At 69.4% G+C, this 18,047-nt stretch carries 14 protein-coding genes; 3 read left to right on the top strand and 11 right to left on the bottom strand.

Annotated features, from left to right (window positions below; translation table 11 throughout):
- Positions 1-176: 176 nt before the first annotated feature.
- The 3 genes from L880_RS0106460 to L880_RS0106450 are packed head-to-tail and all read left to right on the top strand — an operon-like array spanning position 177 to position 4,079.
- The gene (locus L880_RS0106460; RefSeq protein WP_027474974.1) at positions 177-665 is read left to right on the top strand and encodes a hypothetical protein; all 489 of its coding nucleotides are present in this window, start codon (positions 177-179) and stop codon (positions 663-665) included.
- Between the two features lie 48 nt (positions 666-713).
- Positions 714-2,408, top strand: a complete 1,695-nt coding sequence (locus L880_RS34270) for a caspase family protein (protein ID WP_051443113.1) — start codon at positions 714-716, stop codon at positions 2,406-2,408.
- 33 nt (positions 2,409-2,441) lie between these two features.
- The gene (locus L880_RS0106450; protein WP_027474973.1) at positions 2,442-4,079 is read left to right on the top strand and encodes a caspase family protein; all 1,638 of its coding nucleotides are present in this window, start codon (positions 2,442-2,444) and stop codon (positions 4,077-4,079) included.
- A gap of 4 nt (positions 4,080-4,083) precedes the next feature.
- Here the strand turns inward: L880_RS0106450 and L880_RS0106445 are convergent, their stop codons facing one another.
- The 11 genes from L880_RS0106445 to L880_RS0106395 all read right to left on the bottom strand — a co-directional run bounded on the left by L880_RS0106445 (position 4,084) and on the right by L880_RS0106395 (position 17,996).
- The gene (locus L880_RS0106445; protein WP_027474972.1) at positions 4,084-7,797 is read right to left on the bottom strand and encodes a molybdopterin cofactor-binding domain-containing protein; all 3,714 of its coding nucleotides are present in this window, start codon (positions 7,795-7,797) and stop codon (positions 4,084-4,086) included.
- A gap of 20 nt (positions 7,798-7,817) precedes the next feature.
- A complete protein-coding gene (locus tag L880_RS0106440; protein ID WP_027474971.1) occupies positions 7,818-8,309 on the bottom strand; it encodes a (2Fe-2S)-binding protein in 492 nt (163 codons plus the stop codon).
- 127 nt (positions 8,310-8,436) lie between these two features.
- A complete protein-coding gene (pncA, locus tag L880_RS0106435) occupies positions 8,437-9,174 on the bottom strand; it encodes a bifunctional nicotinamidase/pyrazinamidase (RefSeq protein WP_245573580.1) in 738 nt (245 codons plus the stop codon).
- A 107-nt stretch (positions 9,175-9,281) separates the two neighbouring features.
- Positions 9,282-10,031 (bottom strand): ABC transporter ATP-binding protein, encoded by a 750-nt coding sequence (locus tag L880_RS0106430; RefSeq protein ID WP_019573598.1) that lies wholly within the window; start codon positions 10,029-10,031, stop codon positions 9,282-9,284.
- Positions 10,028-10,801, bottom strand: coding sequence for an ABC transporter ATP-binding protein (locus L880_RS0106425; RefSeq protein WP_019573599.1), 774 nt, complete (start codon positions 10,799-10,801; stop codon positions 10,028-10,030). The genes L880_RS0106430 and L880_RS0106425 overlap by 4 nt, the downstream gene beginning before the upstream one ends.
- On the bottom strand, positions 10,798-12,741 hold the full coding sequence (locus L880_RS0106420) for an ABC transporter permease (RefSeq protein ID WP_027474969.1): 1,944 nt from the start codon (positions 12,739-12,741) through the stop codon (positions 10,798-10,800). Before L880_RS0106420 ends, L880_RS0106425 begins: the two co-directional genes overlap by 4 nt.
- 119 nt (positions 12,742-12,860) lie before the next feature.
- Positions 12,861-14,066: an ABC transporter substrate-binding protein gene (locus tag L880_RS0106415; RefSeq protein WP_027474968.1), complete on the bottom strand. Its 1,206-nt coding sequence runs from the start codon at positions 14,064-14,066 to the stop codon at positions 12,861-12,863.
- 87 nt (positions 14,067-14,153) lie between these two features.
- Positions 14,154-14,738, bottom strand: coding sequence for an amino acid synthesis family protein (locus L880_RS0106410; protein ID WP_027474967.1), 585 nt, complete (start codon positions 14,736-14,738; stop codon positions 14,154-14,156).
- A gap of 59 nt (positions 14,739-14,797) precedes the next feature.
- Positions 14,798-15,439, bottom strand: a complete 642-nt coding sequence (locus L880_RS0106405; protein WP_019573603.1) for an amino acid synthesis family protein — start codon at positions 15,437-15,439, stop codon at positions 14,798-14,800.
- 21 nt (positions 15,440-15,460) lie between these two features.
- Positions 15,461-16,381, bottom strand: coding sequence for a UPF0280 family protein (locus L880_RS0106400; RefSeq protein ID WP_027474966.1), 921 nt, complete (start codon positions 16,379-16,381; stop codon positions 15,461-15,463).
- 10 nt (positions 16,382-16,391) lie between these two features.
- Positions 16,392-17,996, bottom strand: coding sequence for a hypothetical protein (locus L880_RS0106395; RefSeq protein ID WP_027474965.1), 1,605 nt, complete (start codon positions 17,994-17,996; stop codon positions 16,392-16,394).
- Positions 17,997-18,047 lie beyond the last annotated feature (51 nt).

Raw genomic sequence — 18,047 nt, 5'->3', positions numbered from 1 at the left:
CTCCGACAAGGGGCCGGCCCTTTGCCTTGTTCCCTCTTCTGCTTCTTCTTGAGCGTCTGCTGCAAGAAGGATCCCCCACGGTGCAGCCCCTCCATGCCGGGCCAGCGGCCGCAATTCCAAGCACCGTCCCCTGACATCCTGCTGCTGGCGGCGACGCTGTTGCAGAATCAGAGGCTATGCGAATCTTTCTACCCGTCATCGTGGCTGCTGCCCTGCTGGGCGGCCTGGGACAGGCCGTGGCTCAGACCGAGGCCTCCGCGGTGGCCAGGCCCGCCATCCCCTTTCTGGACCTGCCGCGCTTCGACAAGGAGCTGGCCGAGGCCCTCCAAGCCGACCAGGCCGAGGTCGGGGTGAGCTTCTACGGCAAGGTCACGCCCAACGATGTGCCGGTGCGACTGCAGAAATGGCTGACCGCGATCGAGCAGTCCGGTGGGCGCCTCGACGTCTCGCCCCCGCCCGGTGATGTGACGCCACGCAACCCGGCGCTGCTGCTGGGCCTGGTCAGCGGGCTGTGGTCAGCGCTCAAGACCTGGGGCGAAATCAAAGACTCCCAGGTGTTGCAGGCGGCGGGCGGCCACCAGGCCAGGCTGGTGCTGAACAAGACTGCGGGCGGCGAGGTGTTCATCGAGCGCGTGGTGTTCGAGAGGACAACGAAGAGGCCTTGAGGCCAGTCACCTTGCCCCAGGCAGAGACAAGCCATCAGAACAACAGACATGAAAAAAGACACTTCGATCGCGGCAACGGCGGCCCGGGTGAGCACAAGCCTGGCCATGGGCCTGGCACTGGTCGGCGCCCTCGCAGGGCCGGCGCTGGCGGCCCGGGACAAGGACGAGCGCAACCTGGTCATCGGTGCACCTGCGGCGGCGGTGGCCACCGCCTCGCAACGGGTGGCCCTGGTGATCGGCAATGGGGCCTACCGCGACGCGCCCCTGAACAACCCGCCCAACGATGCGCGGGCCATGGCCCAGGCCCTCAAGGAGTCGGGCTTTGCCGTCACGCTGCAGGTGGACACCGACATCCAGGGCATGCTGACCAGCATCCGCCGCTTTGGCGACCAGTTGCGCAAGGGTGGGGTCGGGGTGTTCTATTACGCCGGCCACGGCATGCAGATCAAGGGCCGCAATTACCTGATCCCGGTGAACAGCGTGATCCAGCGCGAAGACGAGGTGGCCTACCAGGCGGTGGATGCCCAGGCCGTCCTGGACAAGATGGAGGCCGCCGGCAACGGCACCAACATCATGATTCTGGATGCGTGCCGCAACAACCCGTTTGCCCGCAGCTTCCGCAGCTCGCAGCAGGGCCTGGCCCAGATGGACGCGCCGGTGGGCACCCTGGTGGCGTTTGCCACCGCCCCGGGTTCGGTCGCCAGCGACGGTCGCGGCAGCAACGGCCTCTACACCCACCACCTGTTGAGCGCCATGCGAGAGCCCGGTGCCAAGGTCGAAGACGTGTTCAAACGCGTGCGATCGGCCGTGCGTCGTGAATCCAAAGACAAGCAGGTGCCCTGGGAAGCCACTTCGCTGGAAGGCGACTTCTACTTCACGGCCCCCAGCGACACCGCCCCCTCGGCCAACGCCGCACTGGAAGAATCGATGTGGGCCCTGGTGAGGGCCTCGGGCGATGCGCTGGACCTGAAGACCTTTGTGGCCCGCTTTCCCAACAGCGTGCACGCGGCCGAGGCCCTGGCCCGGTTGAAACAGAACCCGCCAGCGCCAACGGCGATCGCCGCACCGCCCCCAACAGCCCCAACAGCCCCAACAGCCCCGCCAACCCAGCCCTCCCCGCCAGCCCAGCCAGCCTCCCTGGCGGTCGGCGCCAACCCCTTCGGCTTCAGTGTCGGCGACCGCTGGAGCTACCAGCAGATCGACAAGTACAAGGGCGAGGTGATCTCCAACTGGAACCGCCGGATCAGCCGCATCCTGCCCAATGGCGACCTGCTGAGCGGCTCCACCGTGATGAGCCCCAACGGCAACCTGCGGCAGCTGACCAACAACCGCTTTCCGAGCCGCGTCTACTCCGAGGTGGAGGTGCTGTTCCCGAAAAAGATGGAGACCGGCCACCAGGAGGATTTCAGCTACCAGGAGCGCTCGCGGCGCTCCGATGGCAAGGAGTTCGAGCAGGTGTTCAAGGGCACGCTCAAGGTCAAGGGTCAGGAACGCATCAAGGTGCCCGCGGGCGAGTTCACGGCATTCCGCGTGGAGCGCGTGGCCACGGTGACAGGCACCCAGACCAATGGCAACGACAGCTGGCAAGCCCACCAGGAAATCGTCTACTGGTATGTGCCGTCACTGCATTACTACGTGGCGCTTGATGAAACCTGGCGCTCGGGCAAAGACGCGCCCACGCTCAAGCGCAATGAGCTGACCAGCTACGAGATCGCCGGCGCCCAGACGGCGGACAAACGCTGACCCCCGGCCCGGGCGCCCGCCCAAGGAAACCCCATGCCCCCTCGAAGACTGCCTTCTCTTTGGGCCTGCCTGCTGGCCTCGCTGCTGCCCTTGGGCCATGCCGGGTCCGAGACGGTGCCCGCACAGCCTCGGGCCCTGGCCGGCAACAGCAGCCGCCACGCCCTGATCATCTCGATCAGCCGCTTTGCCGACCCCCGCATGTCGCCACTGCCGGGGGCGGCCGAAGACCGCAAATCGGCCACCGAGATCGCCCGCGCCATGCAGGTGCCCGACAGCAACATCACCTACCTGCAAGACGAGCAGGCCACCGGCGACAACATCCGCCGGGCCCTCGCGGCCCTCAACACCCGGGTGCAGGACGGCGATCGGGTGTTCGTGCACTACTCGGGCCACGGCACCCGCTTCCCCGATCCCGAGACCGGTGGCTGCGCCGAGGCCTTGTCCACCCATGACGGCGGCACCTGGAAAGGCATCGTGCTGCACAAGGAGATGGCCCAGCTGCTGCAACCCATCGTGCGCAAGACCGACAAGTTGTTCGTGATGTACGACGCCTGCCACTCCGGCGGCCTGCTGAGCCAGTTGCCCAAGCCCCGCAGCACGGGCGGGGACCGGGGCGAGGTTGCGGGGGAGAACACCCTGCGAGGCCGTTTCGCCGAGACCAGCGAGAGCTGCGCCCGGCCGAGCAATGTGCGCACGCGCAGCCTGCTCGACGAGGCCACCGCACAGGGCGCCCTGCCGCAGGACGTGGTGTTCCTGTCGGCGGCCCGGCCCGATGAGGTCAGCCTGGAAGACCAGAAGAAAGGCGGCCTGGCCACCCAGTTCGTGCGCGACTGTCTGCTGCGCGAGGCGGTCGACCTCGACGGCTCAGGTGCCATCAGCATGGACGAGATCCAGCAATGCGCCCAGAGCAAGATCAACCAGCGCCTGAAGAACGACAGCCTGTTCACCCCGCACCATCTGCTGCTGTCGGGCAACCGCAAGTTCGTGCCTGCCTGGTTCAGCCAGGCCCTGCCCACCCAGCAGGTGCCCGGTGCCCCCACCACCGGGGTGCTCAATGCGGTGGCTCAGACCCCGCCCGTGACGCCGCCCGCGGCCACCCCGGCACTCCCCCCGGCCGCCCTGGCGCCGCCCCAGACACCGGTCGCGGCCCCCGTCCGCCTGACCGGCGCCCAGGCGCTGGCCCAGCTGTATGAACAGCGCGACGGCAAGCGCCAGGTGCGGGCCCGCCTCGGACAAGGCACCCTGCGCATCGGCCAGGACGCACTGGACCTGGCCGTGCTGTCCGACCGCAGCGGCTACGTCTATGTGGCGCTGGCGGGTTCGGACAACCAGTCACTGACCCTGCTGTTCCCCAACGAGCTCGACAGCAACAACCGGATCGAGAAAGACCAGCAGCTGCTGCTGCCCCGCCCAAACTGGCCCGTGAAGGCCGCCGGTCCGGCCGGCACCGACACCCTGCTGGTGATGGTGGCCGACGCCCCACGCCACTGGAAAGCCCTGCCCAAAGACCCCGGCAGCCCCTTTGCCCGCAGCCTCAATGACCTGCAGGGCCGCGCCCGCCTGGGGGCCCTGCTGGGCCATGCCGCCGCAGGGGCCTGCCGGCCTCAGGCCGGCCAGGCCTGCTCGGATGCCTATGGGGCGGTGCTGGTGACGGTGGAGGAGAAGCCTTGAGCCGTCACGGATGCCCAGGCGCCGCCCTCAGCCGCGCCAGCGCCCCCGGCAGATCCGCCCAGGCGGGCTGGCCAGGGGCGTAGCGCTGGCGCATCCAGCCGGCCAGCTCGACGAGCTGGGTGTCGCTCAGGGCCTGGTCGAAGGCGGGCATGAAGCCCAGCTCGGCCGTGGCGGGCTCGCGCACGCCGTGCAGCAGGGTGCGCAGCAGGTTGTCGGGGTGTTCGCTGTGCAGCTTGCTGCTCAGGGCCAGGGGCACGTTGGCGCCCAGCAGGCGCGGGCCGTCGCCGTCGTGGTGGCAGGCGGCGCAGGCGCCTTCGAACAGGCGCTGCACGCGGCCCGGGGCGGGGGCCTGGGCGGCAGCGGTGGCGACCTGTCGGGCCGCCTGTTCGGGGGCATCGGGCACGGAGAGGTTGAAGCTGGCCAGGTAGGTGGCCATGGCACGGATGTCGCTGTCGGGCAGGGCTTGCAGCTCGCGCACCACCGGGGCCATGGGGCCCAGGGCGGCGCCGTGCTGGGCGCTGTGGCCGTGGCGCAGGTAGTGGTACAGGGCCTGGGCCGTCCAGGGCACGGGGGCGCGCGACAGGCCGGTGAGGGCCGGGGCCTCCCAGCCATCGATCAGCGCGCCGGATAAAAATGCCGCCCCGCCCTGCTCGGCGCCCAGCGCGTTGCGCGGGGTGTGGCAGGCGCCGCAGTGGCCCAGGCCCTGCACCAGGTAGGCGCCCCGGTTCCACTCGGGGCTCTGGCCGGTCTCGGGGGTCCAGGGCCGGGGGTCGTGGTAGAGCGCGTTCCAGCCCGCCATGAGCCAGCGCTGGTTGAAGGGAAAGCGCATCTCGGGCGCCGGGGTCTCGGCCCGCACCGGGGGCTGCGACATCAGCCAGGCGTAGAGCGCGGTGAGGTCGTCATCGCTCATCTTGGCGAAGGCGGTGTAGGGGAAGGCCGGGTACAGATGATGGCCGTCGCGCGACAGGCCCTCGCGCATGGCGCGCTGGAAGGCGCTGAAGGACCAGCGGCCCAGACCGGTCTCGGGGTCGGGCGTGAGGTTGCTGGTGTAGAGGCGGCCAAAGGGCGTGTCCATGGCGCGGCCGCCCGCGTTGACGGCCCCGCCGGGCGCGGTGTGGCACACCGCGCAGTCGCCGGCTGCGGCCAACAGCCGCCCACGCTCCAGCGTGGCGGCGTTGTAGACCGATGCCCCGCCCGCGCTCTGAACCGGCGCGATGGCGGGGCGCCAGCCCAGCACACCGAGGCCGATGCCAACGCCCGCCGCCAGCAGCGCCCCGACACGGGCCCAGGGGCGGCGCTGGCGCGGCAGCAGCGCGTCCGGCGGCAGGCCGGCGGGCACGGGCGCCGGCAAGGCCTGGGGCGGTGCTTCGGCGTCTGCGCCCTGGGCGGCGGGGGGCAAGGGATTCAGCGCGGCGCGCACCACCTCGGGCGTGAAAGGCGGCGCGCGGAAGCGCACGCCGGTGGCGTCGAAGATGGCGTTGGCGATGGCCGCCGTGCCGGGCACCGAGGACGACTCGCCCGCGCCCAGTGCTGGCTCGCCGGGGCGCGGCATGTGCACGATCTCGACCACCGGCACCTCGCGGAAGCTCAAGATGGGGTAACTGCCCCAGTCGCGGCTGGAGAGCACGGGTGCCGGCGCAAGTGTTGGCCCGGTCAGCGGGGCGGTCGGGGTCTCGAACTGCAGTTGCTCCTTGAGGGCCCGGCTGGTGGTCTGCACCACGTTGCCATGCACCTGGCGCTCGATGCCGGCGGGGTTGACCATGAGGCCCGCGTCGTGCCCCACCACCACGCGGCGCACATGCACCTCGCCCGTCTTGCGGTTGACGTCCACATCAGCCACCCAGGCGGCCCAGGCGGCGCCGAAGCCGGGCCATTTGCTGTGCACATAGCGCGCGTAGGCAAAGCCCTGGCCGTGCAGCCAGTCGGGCTGCTCGGGGTCGGCCTGCAGGCGCGGGGCGGTGTGGGGCTGCCAGCCGGCTTTTTGCGCCGTGGCCTGCACCAGTTCGATGGCGCGCGGGTCGCTCAGGTGCTGCAGGCGGAAGGCCACCGGGTCGACACCGGCCGCGGTGGCCAGCTCGTCGATGTAGCTCTCGTGGGCAAAGGAGTTGGGCAGGGCCGACACGCCGCGCAGCCACGAGGCGCGGATCACGGGCGGCATGTCGTTCACCGCCACGCGCAGGTTGTCGTAGTCGTAGGGCGGGCGGGCCGTGCGGTCGCCCATCTCGTAGGCCTGTGCCACCGGCTCGATGCTGCGGGTGAGCAGCAGGGCCAGCGTGGGCGCGCCGTTGCTGGGGTAGGAGGTTTCGAAGTCGTAGCCGGCCACCGAGCCGTCGGCGTTCAGCCCCCCGCGCACCTGCATGAGCTGGGCCGTGCCCTTGGGCTCCCACAGGTGCTCCTGCTCGCGGGTGAGCTGCACGCGCACCGGCGCGCCCACGGCCCGCGACAGCAGGGCCGCATCGGCGGCCACGTCGTCGGCGCCGTTGCGGCCGTAGCAGCCCGAGGCCTCCAGCCGCACCAGGTCGATGGCCACATCGGGCAGGCCCATCAGCCGGGCCAGATCGGCGCGCAGCACATGCGGGTTCTGGGTGCCGGCCCACACGGCCAGCCGGGGGTTTTGATCCTGTTGCTGCCAATGGGCCACCGCGCACGAAGGGCCCAGCGAGGCATGCAGCTGGTAGGGCCAGACATAGGTGCGCGGCATGGGCTGGGCGGCCTGCGCCAGGGCGGCGTCCACGTCGCCCTCATCGACCAGGCGGCGCTGGGTGGCGGGGTTGTCGCGCAGCGCCTGCTGCACGGCCTCGGGCTGGCCCAGGTCGGGCAGGCCGGGCCAGGGCTTCCAGCGCACGCGCAGCTCGCGCAGGGCCTGCTCGGCATGCTCCTCGCGCTCGGCCACCACGCCCACGAAATCGCGGATCACCACCACCGCCCGCAGACCGGGGATGTGGGCCACCGAGGCCTCGTCGACGGACTCCAGCGTGTTGCCGATGAAGTCGCCATGGTCGGCCCCGGCATAGGGCGGACGGACGACTCGCCCGTGCAGCATGCCGGGCAGGCGGAAGTCGTGGACGAAATCCCCTTCGCCCCGGACCTTGGCCGGGATGTCCACGCGCGGCACGGATTGGCCGACCAGCCGGTAATCGGCGGCCGGCTTGGTGGCGGTGGCCGGGTCGAGTCGCAAGGAGGCCTGGCGGCCTTGCAACAGCCGGCCCAGGGGCCAGGCCTCGGCGAGCCCGGGCCCTTGCAACAGACCGTCGCGCAGGGTGAGGGATTCGGGCGGGCAGCCCGCTTGGGCCGCGGCCTCGGCCAGCAGCCAATGGCGGGCCTGGGCGGCGGCCAGGCGCAGCGGCTGGGCATGGATCTGCAGCGTGGCGCTGGCGATGGTGGCGCCCTGGTTGGGCGCGCGCGTGGTGTCGCCCAGCACCATGTGCACGGCGGCAAGGGGAACATCGAGCTCTTCGGCCACGATCTGCGCCAGCGCCGTGCGGATGCCGGTGCCCAGGTCGACGTGGCCGTTGAGCGCGGTGACCGAGCCGTCGTCCCACACGGCCAGCAGGAGCTCGGGGCCTTCGGCAGGGTTGCTGGGCACGGCCATGGGCTGGCCCGGGGTGGGGATGGGCGGCGGGGGCGGATCGCGCCAGACCAGCAGCACGCCCTGGGCCGCAAAGTAGTCGGCGCGGTGCTGGGGGATCTCGGCACGCCGGATCGTGGGCTGGATCATGGGCTGGATCGTGGATTGGCTCATGCGCCCTCCCCTGCGCCACGCAGCAGCACGGCGGCACGCTGCACGGCGCGCACGATCTCGACATGGGTGCCGCAACGGCACAGGTTGCGCGAGAGCTCGCGCCGGATCGCGGCCTCGCTGGGCTCGGGATCGCGCACCAGCAGGGCCGCCGCCATCATCACCATGCCGTTGAGGCAGTAGCCGCATTGGGCGGCCTGCTCGTCGATGAAGGCCTGCTGCACCGGGTGCAGGCCGGGCTGGGCCGACAAGCCGGCCAGGCCTTCGAGCGTGGTGATGCAGCGCCCGGCCACCCCTTGGGCCGGGATCACGCAGGCCCGCGCCGGCACGCCGTCCACCCACACGGTGCAGGCCCCGCATTGCCCCAGGCCACAGCCGTACTTGGGCCCGTTCAGACCCAGGTCGTTGCGCAGCACGTGCAGCAGGGTGGCCTGGGCCGAGTCGGGCAGGGTCACGGCCTGGCCGTTGACCTCAAGGTTGGGGGTGGGCATGGCGAATCTGACAAGCGGTGCAGGAGAAGGACGAACGTCGATTTCATTCAGTGTTCACTGAACCGAAAACGCACGGCTGTCCAGTGTGACCGGGCAAGGCCGGTCGGCACAGGGGGTTTTCAGCAGGTCAGGCCAGGGCCAGGTCGCTGGACTGGATGCGCTTGACGCCCTTGGCGCTCATCTGCTTCCAGGCGGCCTCGAGCGAGCCATTGAGGTCGATGCCGCGGCAGGCGTCTTCGATCACATAGGTGTTGAAGCCCAGGCGGCGCGCGTCGAGGGCAGTCCAGGCCACGCAGAAGTCGGTGGCCAGGCCGGTCACGAACACGGTCTTGATGCCGCGGGCCTTGAGGTAGCCGGCCAGACCGGTGGCGGTCTTGCGGTCGGCCTCTTCGAAGGCCGAGTAGCTGTCGACGTGCTGGTGGAAGCCCTTGCGCAGGATGATCTGGGCCTGCGGCACCTTGAGGTCCTTGTGCAGCGCGGCGTCGTCGGTGCCTTGCACGCAATGGTCGGGCCACAGCACCTGCTGGCCATAGCTCAGCTTGGTGGTTTCAAAAGGCTTTTTGCCGGGGTAGCTGCTGGCAAACGAGGCATGGGCCTGGGTGTGCCAATCTTGCGTGACCACCACGTTCTCGAAGGCGGGGGCGATGCGGTTGATCACGGGCACCACCTCATCGCCCTTGGCCACGGGCAGCGTGCCACCGGGCACAAAGCAGTTCTGCACATCGACCACGATCAGGGCGCTGTCGGCACCGGGCTTGATGGCCGCCGCGAAGGCGCGTTGCGTCAGGCCCGCACCCGCCAGCCCGAGCAGGGCAGCAGATTGAAGGAACTGGCGGCGTTGAGACATCGAAGATTGAGAAGACATGGCATCACTCCTGGGGGTTGGGATGAAGGTGACAACAACACACGGCACAAGCACAAGCAAAAGCACGAACACAAGGGCAAGCAGGAGCCGTGCCGCCCCGCGGGCTTTTACACACTGAGGTAGGCCCGACGCACCTCTTCGTTGGCGGCCAGCTCGGCCATCGAAGCCTGGTAGCGGATCTGGCCTTTTTCAAGCACATAGGCGCGGTCGGAGACCAGCTCGGCAAAGTGCATGTTCTGCTCGGACAGCAGGATGCTCACGCCCTGGGCCTTGAGCTCGAGGATCATGTGCGCCATCTGCTCGACGATGACCGGGGCCACGCCTTCGCTGGGCTCGTCGAGCAGCACCAGGTAGGGGTTGCCCATCAGGGTGCGAGCAACGGTCAGCATCTGCTGCTCGCCGCCGCTCATGCGGCCGCCGGCGCGCTGGCGCATCTCGCCCAGGTTGGGGAACAGGGTGTACAGGCGCTCGGGCGTCCACTCGGGGGCGGCACTGCCGTCGGGCCAACGGCGCGGCGGCTGGCGCCCCACCTCCAGGTTCTCGGTCACGCTGAGGTCGGTGAACACGCGCCGGTCCTCGGGCACAAAGCCCAAGCCCAGGCGGGCCGCCACATGGGGCTCGCTGCGCGAGATGTCCTGGCCCAGGAACTCGATCTGGCCGCGGCGCTTGGCCAGCATGCCCATCAAGGCCTTGAGGGTGGTCGATTTGCCGGCCCCGTTGCGGCCCATCAGGGCCACCACCTCGCCGCGCTTCACGTCAAGGTCGATGTCGTAGAGGATCTGCGCGGCGCCATACCAGGCGGCCAGGCCCCGGGCCTGCAACAGCGTCGCGGGGGTGGAGATGCTGCTCTGGCTCATGCCGATGCCGTCTCTTTCTTTTCGAAGGTCTTGCCGGAGCCGAAGTACACCTCCTGCACCTTGGGGTGGTCGCGCAGTTCGAGGGGTTTGCCCTCGGCGATCAGGCGGCCGCGGGCCAGCACGATCATGCGGTCGGCGTAGGCGAACACCACGTCCATGCTGTGCTCGGTGAACAGCACGGCCATGCCGCGGTCGATCACCAACTGCTTGGTCAGGGCCATCAGGTCATTGCGCTCCTTGGGTGCCATGCCGGCGGTGGGCTCGTCCATCAGCAGCAGCTTGGGCGAGTTGGCCATGGCGATCGCCAGCTCGACGCGCTTGACGTCGCCATAGGCCAGCTCGCTGCAGGGCCGGTCGGCCTGCGCCTTCATGCCCACCTGATCGAGCAGGGCCAGGGCCTCGTCGCGTTGGTGGTCCGAGGCCTTGCGCCAGAAGGAGAACAGCCGGTCGTCCACCGAGATCAAGGCCATCTGCACGTTCTCGACCACGGTGAGCGAGGCAAAGGTCTCGGCGATCTGGAAGGTGCGGCCCACGCCCAGGCGCCAGATGTCGCGCGGCTTGCGGCCCACCAGCTCGTGGCCGTCGAGCACGATGGAGCCACTGTCGGCCGGCAACTGGCCGTTGACCATGTTGAAGGTGGTGGACTTGCCGGCCCCGTTGGGGCCGATCAGGGCCAGCAACTCGCCGGCGGCCAGTTCGAAATGGATGCCGTCCACGGCCTTGACGCCGCCAAAGGCCTTGCCCAGGCCGGACACTTTGAGCAGACTCATGCGGCCTCCTTGGATGCAGAAACAGGGCTTGCGGCGTTGCTCGGGCTGCGAGGCTTGCGCCCCTCACGCCAATGCTCCACCGCGTGCTTGATCGAGCCCGCGATGCCCTGCGGGAACAGCAGCACCAGCAGCAAGATGATGCCGCCCAGCATGGCGCGCCAGTAGTCGGTGTTGCGCGCCACGGTGTCGTGCAGCCAGGTGAAGGTGACGGCGCCCACCACCGGGCCCGACAGGGTCTGCAACCCGCCCAGCAAGACCATCACCAGACCATCGACCGATTTGCCCACGGCCAGGCTCTCGGGCGAGATGCTGCCCTTGGAGAAGGCGAACAGCGCCCCGCCCAGGCCGGCAAAGCCCCCGGCGATGATGAAGGCCACCCACTGCATGCGCTTGACGTCGATGCCGATGGCGTCGGCCCGCAGGGCCGAGTCGCGCCCGGCGCGCAAGGCATAGCCGAAGGGCGAGAACAGCACGCGGCGCAGCAGCAGCACACCGGCGGTGACCAGCGCCAGGGTCAGGTAGTAGTAGTGGGTCTTGTCAGACAGCCACTCGGCCGGCCACACCCCGGTGAGGCCGTTGCTGCCGCCGGTGAAACCATCCCACTGGTAGCAGATGGCCCAGGTGATCTGGGCAAAGGCCAGGGTCAGCATGGCCAGGTAGACGCCCGACAGGCGCACGCAGAACCAGCCATACAGAAAGGCCCCGGCCGCCGCTACCAGGGGCGCCAGCAGCAGGGTCAGCTCCATGGGCAGGCCGGCGCTGCGCACCAGCAGCGCGGCGGCATAGGCCCCGATGCCGAAGTAGGCGGCGTGGCCGAACGAGTGCATGCCGGCCGGCCCCATGATGAAGTGCAGGCTGGCCGCGAACAGGGCCGCGATCATCAGGTCGATGGCCAGCACCGACAGGTAGGGCGAATCGGCGGTGAGCCAGGGCAGCAGCACCAGCAGGGCCATCAGCAAGACACCGCCCACCTTGAACCAGGTGCCGGGGTGACGCAGCGGGGCTTCGGGCAGGCCCACGTTGCGGCTGGTGGCCTGGGGCTTGCCCATCAGGCCCCAGGGGCGCACCACCAGCACCACGGCCATGACCAGGAACTCGACCACCAGGGTGAGCTTGGAAAACGACACGCTGTAGCCGAACAGCTCGACCACGCCCAGCCAGATGCACACGGCCTTGATCTCGGCGATCAGCAAGGCGGCGGCGTAGGCGCCCGGGATCGAGCCCATGCCACCCACCACCACCACCACGAAAGCGGCGCCGATGGTGTTGAGGTCCATCTCCAGGGTGGCGGGCTCGCGCGGCAATTGCAGGGCGCCGCCCAGGCCGGCCAACAGGGCCCCGAGGGCGAACACGGCCGTGAACAGCCAAGCCTGGTTCACGCCCAGGGCGCTGACCATCTCGCGGTCTTGCGTGGCGGCGCGCACCAGGGTGCCCCAGCGGGTGCGGGTGAGCAGCAGGGTGAGCGCGCCCAGCACCACCGGGCCGACCACGATCAGGAACAGGTCATAGGCCGGGAAGTTGCGCCCCAGGATGCCCACCGAGCCGGCCAGGCCCGGGGCCCGCGGGCCCAGCAGCTCTTCGGGGCCCCAGATCCACAGCGCGGCATCCTTGATGACCAGCACCAAGGCAAAGGTGGCCAGCAGCTGGAACAGCTCGGGCGCCTTGTAGATGCGGCGCAGCAGCAGCATCTCGACCGCCGCGCCGATCAGGCCGGCCCCCAGCGCCGCCAGCAACAGGGCCGGCCAGAAGCCCAGGCTGTTGCCCAGCGCCCCCACCAGGCTGTAGGCCAGGTAGATGCCCAGCATGAAGAAGGAGCCGTGCGCAAAATTGACGATGCGCGTGACCCCGAAGATCAGCGACAAACCTGCAGCCACCAGGAACAGCGAGGACGCCCCCGCCAGACCGTTGAGCAGCTGCACCACGAAACTCGAAAAGCCCATGCCAAAACCCTCAGGACGTGTCACCTCCGGCGGCTCTGCCCGCCAGGGGACGGCGGCGCCCGCGGCGCCGCGTTGATCACCCGACCTTCACTCGACAGTCAGTCGAGCGTGAACCGAACTCAGTCGGCCGGACGCATTTTCTTGACTTCCTCAGCGCTGGGCTGGAACTTGGCACCATCGAGGTAACGGTAGTCCACCATCACGCCCTTGCCGCCTTCGTTCTTGGTGTGGCCGATGAAGCCGCCCATGGTCGACTGGTTGTCCTCGGTGCGGTAGGTGATGCGGCCAAACGGGGTGGGCACCTGCAGGCCCTTGAACGAGACCACCAGCTTTTCGGTGTCGGTGCTGCCGGCCTTCTTGATGCCTTCAGCCAGCGACTTGATGGCGCTGTACCCCACGATGGAGCCCAGCCGCGGGTAGTCGTTGAACTTGGCCTGGTAGGCGCTCAGGAAGGCCTTGTGTTCAGGCGTCTGGATGCCGTACCAGGGGTAGCCGGTGACGATCCAGCCGTTGGGGGCTTCGTCCTTGAGCGGGTCGAGGTACTCGGGCTCGCCGGTCAGCAGGCTGACCACCGAGCGGCCTTCGAACAGGCCGCGGGTGTTGCCCTCGCGCACGAACTTCGACAGGTCGGCACCAAACAGCACGTTGAACACCGCATCGGGCTTGGCATCGGCCAGGGCCTGCACCACCGAGCCGGCATCGACCTTGCCCAGCGGGGGCGCCTGCTCGGCCACAAACTCGACATCGGGCTGCGCGGCCTTGAGCAGTTGCTTGAAGGTGGCGGCGGCCGACTGGCCGTATTCGTAGTTGGGGAACACCAGGGCCCAGCGCTTTTTCTTGAGCGCGGCGGCCTCGGGCACCATCATGGCCACCTGCATGTAGGTGGAGGGGCGCAGGCGGTAGGTGTAGCGGTTGCCGTTCTGCCAGACGATCTTGTCGGTCAGCGGCTCGCCGGCCAGGAAGAACACTTTCTTCTGCTTGGCGAAATCGGTCAGCGCCAGGCCGATGTGCGACAGGAAGGAGCCGGTCAGCACGTCCACCTTCTCGCGCGAGAGCAGCTCTTCGGCGGCGCGCACGGCGTCGCCCGGGCTGGCGTTGTCGTCGCGGCTGATCAGCTCGACCTTCTTGCCCAGCAGGCCGCCACCGGCGTTGATCTCGGCGATCGCCAGCTCCATGCCTTTCTTGTAGGGCTCGAGGAAGGCGGGCTGGGCCTTGTAGCTGTTGATTTCACCGATCTTGATGACATCGGCCGCGTGGACCGTGCCCAGCACGCCGGTCAGGGTGAACAAGGCGGTGGTGCGGATGAGGTGGGGGGTCAGCTTCATGGTGGAGGCTCTCCTGGGGTGGGGGTGAGATGAGCGGAAAAGCAGAACAAGCGGGGGGAAGGGATGGCCGGGGTGGGCAGGTCAGGGTCAGCGCAAGCCGTCCTGGCCCTTGATCTCATGGGCCTGCAGGCCGCCGATGCGGGCCAGCGGGCGACCACTGTCGGTGACCACCACGGCCACCACGATCTCGTTGGCACGCGGGGCGTCGGCCACACGCGCCTCCATGGCGTCGAAATGGCTGCGCACGTAGGCGGCATCCTTGTGGCCCAGGGGCACGTCGATGGCCGTGCCCAGGCCGCCCAGCTTCTTGGCCGAGGGCACCAGGGCGGCGCCCTTTTCAACGGCCACGCGCAGCGGCGCGCCCAGCTTGGGGTGCAGGATGGCGGCGGCATGCTCCAGCTCGCCGGCCTCGCCCACGATGGCGGCCTTGCCGTAGCTCTGAGCCTGCGCCGGCGTGATGCCCAGCGCCTTGACGCAGCGTTCGCCCAGCAAGCCACCCAGCTCTTCGCCGATGGCGATCAACTCGTCCAGGTTCTCGGCGTAGCGGCCGGCAAAGGGGTTCTCGATCACGGCCATGGCCAGGGCCTTGCGCACGGGCGGTTGCAAGTCCTGGCCCATTTCGCGGCGGACTTCGTCGACTTGCACGATGATTTTTCGGATCTTGGCAGACATGGGGTGTTTCCTCGGGCTCGGTGTTCTGGGCAGGGTGGGTGCAGGGTGGGGGTGGGCGCTCAGCGCAGACCGTCCCACAGGCTGATGTCGGCGGCCTTCAAGCCACCGACGCGGGCATGCACGCGCGCTCCGGTGCTCATGGCCAGGATGAAGACGATCTCGTCGGCGCGCGGCGCACCGGGCACGCGCACCTCGATGGCGTCGAAATGGCTGCGCACATAGCTGGCGTTGATGTGCGTGAGCGGCACATCCAGGGCCGCGCCCGGGCCACCCACCTTCTTGGTCGAAGGCACGATGGCCAAGGCGTTGGCGGGCTGCCCGGTCTTGACCTCGGCCTGGCCCTTTTTGTAGGCATCGCGGTCGCCCTTCCAGCCCAGCAGCTCGCGCATGGCATAGCCACCGGGCACATGCCACAGCGCGCCATGCTCCAGCTCGCCAGCCGCGCCCACGATGGCGCCCTTGCCATAACCCTCGATGCGTTCGACCGGCACGTCCATGGCGGCGCGCAGGCGCTGCGCCATGTCCAGCCCCACGGCCTGCAGCGCCTCCATCATGGGCAGGATGTCTTCCACGTAACGGCCGGCAAAGGGGTTGGTCAGCACGGCGCCGATGGCACCACGCTGGAGCGGCACGGCCGCCGGGGGCCCGAATTCGTGCCGGATTTCTTCAACATGGGTGAAAACGCGTCGGATGTCGATCATGCTGTGAGCCTGTGCATTTCGTTAAGCAAATACTGAACCAACTTCGGCCGGACCGGCCAGGGGCAAGGGCTGTGCCGGGCCATCCAGGGTGGCAGGCACCTTGGTGGCCTGGCTCTGCCCCTGGCAGCAGAGCAAGGCGAACCATACCAGCCCCGCAGCCCTCAATTCTTCCGCTTTTTTCAAGCCCTGGTGCAAAGCCCCGGCCACCACCCCTGCGGGCAGCGGGCCCACCTGCACCGTGACCAGGCGTGCGCCCAGGTCGGTGTCGTCGCGCAGCGTGTGGGCCGGGGCGCGCTCGATGGCGGGGTGTTCGGCCTGCACCGCATTGGCGATCACGGTGGCGGCGGCGTCGGCCTGGGCCGCGGTGGCCGCCAGCACGGTGACGCTGTCGGCGATGCCCAGCGAGAAGCTGCGCCCGCGCCAGCCGCTGGTGGCCACGCCCCGCACCGGCCAGTGGGCCGGGATGTCGAGCTGGCCATCCAGCCGCAGGCCCTGCAGCAACTGGGCACCATCGAGCCGGGCCAGATCGGCGTACAGGCCCACGCGGGCCGACTGGCCCGGTGTCAGGTGCAGGGCGATGTCGCCGCCGTTGTTGACCCAGGCGCGGCTCACCCCGGGCTGGCGGTAGGCCTCGAGCACGGTCTGCGCCACGGCACCGGCCACGGCCGCCATGGGGGTGATGAAGGGCTGGCGATGCGGCTGGCAGGCCTGCCACATCAGGCGGGCCACCGGGCCTTGCAGCGGGCAATGCGCCCCCACCGGCTCGCGCAGCGCAGGCAGCTCGGCCACCAGCTCGGCCAGCAGGCCCTGAAAGCGCTGCCAGGCCTGCTCATGCGCCTGCGCCACGGCCTGGGCCTGGCCCTCGGCCGCGATCACCAGGTCGATGGGGCCATGCTGGAAGTGCCAGCGTGCGCTGTCGAGGGCCTGTCGGGTGGCTTGCATGGGGGGCGCCTCAGCCCAGCAGGGGCGGACGGCCCAGGGGCCAGGGGTTGGCATCGGGCTGGCGTTGCCACTGCAGGGCCTGGGGCGCGCCCTCGTTGTGCCAGGCGCCGCGCGACAGCACCTCGGCCAGGGAGCGGATCTGGTCCCCATGGCCGCCCAGGGCGACGTAATCGCTGCGGCGCATGCTGAACTCGATGGGCGCCACGATGGCCGGTGTGGGCACGGTGCCGAAACTGTTGTCGGGCATGCGCAGCACATCGGCCATCACGGTGATGCCGCCGCCGGGCCACACATAGGCCGGCGCCCCGCCACAGGTGACGTTCACCAGGGCCTGCTTGATGGAGCGGGTGAGCAGCACCGGGTTTTCGGTGACGCCGGCGCGCAGGCTGCCGCCGGCCCCGGCCAGGAACAGCACCGACGCCAGCGAAGGCTCACAGTTCTCACCGATGCGCTCGACGATGCGGCGCACCTCGGCCGGCATCTCGGTCTCGACCGGGCGCAGATCCTCGTCCAGCACGTACCAGCTGGCGTGCTCGCCGGTGGTGCTGGTCATGAGCAGGCGCAGGCCGGGCCAGGCGACCTCGGCGTTCCAGCCTTCGATGATGGCCAGCGGGTCGGCGATGTCGGTGCCACCCCAGCCCGTGCCCGGGTTGGCCACCTGGAAGTAGCGTCCCGGGGTGGACTTGCGGCCCAGCATCTGGATGCCCGAGGGCCGCATGTCCAGGCAGCGGCCGGCCTGGTGCTCGGTCAGCACGCCGGTGATGTGGTCGTCGACCACCACCACCTCGTCGGCCAGGCCGAACAGCTGGCGCGCGAAGATACCCACCGCCGCCGAGCCGCAGCCCACGCGCATGCGCTGCTCTTCGACGCCATTGACGATGGGTGCGCGGCCGGCCTGGATGATGATCTGCGAGCCGCCGTCGATGGTGAACTCGACCGCCTGCTTGTTGCCCAGGGCCTGCATCATCTCGGCGGTGATGCGCCCTTCCTTCTTGCTGCCCCCGGTGAGGTGGTGCACCCCGCCCAGCGACAGCATCTGCGAGCCGTACTCGGCGGTGGTGACGTGACCCACCACCTCGCCCTTGCAGCGCACATTGGCCTGCTCGGCGCCCAGAAAGCGGTCGGTGTCGATCTTCACCTTGAAGCTGCAGTAGCTGAAGATGCCCTCGGTCACCACGGTGACCATGTCCACGCCCTGCACCTGCGAGCCCACGATGAAGGGCGCCGGTTTGTAGTCGGGGTAGGTGGTGGACGAGCCCACGCCGGTGACGAACACCTGATCGGCCAGCAGCAGATCGCCCGACCAGGCGGGCGCTTCGCTGCCCGCGCTGTCCTCGGCTCGGCCCGCAAAAGGCACCAGCACCGGCTCATCAGCCTCCAGCGTGCGGCGCAGCAGCACCACCGGGTCGAGCCGCACCAGCGTGCCGCCCTGGTTGGCATAGCGGTCGCAGGCGCCGGCGCGGCCCTCGGAGATCTGGCACAGCACCGGGCAGGCATTGCATTCGACCTTGGCGGTGTTCATGCGCTCATTGCGCGGGCGGGCGCGCTCGGCCAGCGGTGGCAGTCCTGGCGATTCGAGGCCGGGCAGGCCGTCGGTCTTGGTGTGTTCAGTCATCGCGGGGTCCGAATTTCCAGGCCCCTGAGGGGCACTTCGAAGGCTCGAAAA

It is taken from the genome of Curvibacter gracilis ATCC BAA-807 (assembly GCF_000518645.1).
In the GTDB taxonomy this organism is placed as follows: Bacteria; Pseudomonadota; Gammaproteobacteria; order Burkholderiales; family Burkholderiaceae_C; genus Curvibacter; species Curvibacter gracilis.
This window is presented reverse-complemented; position numbering and strand designations above follow the sequence as displayed.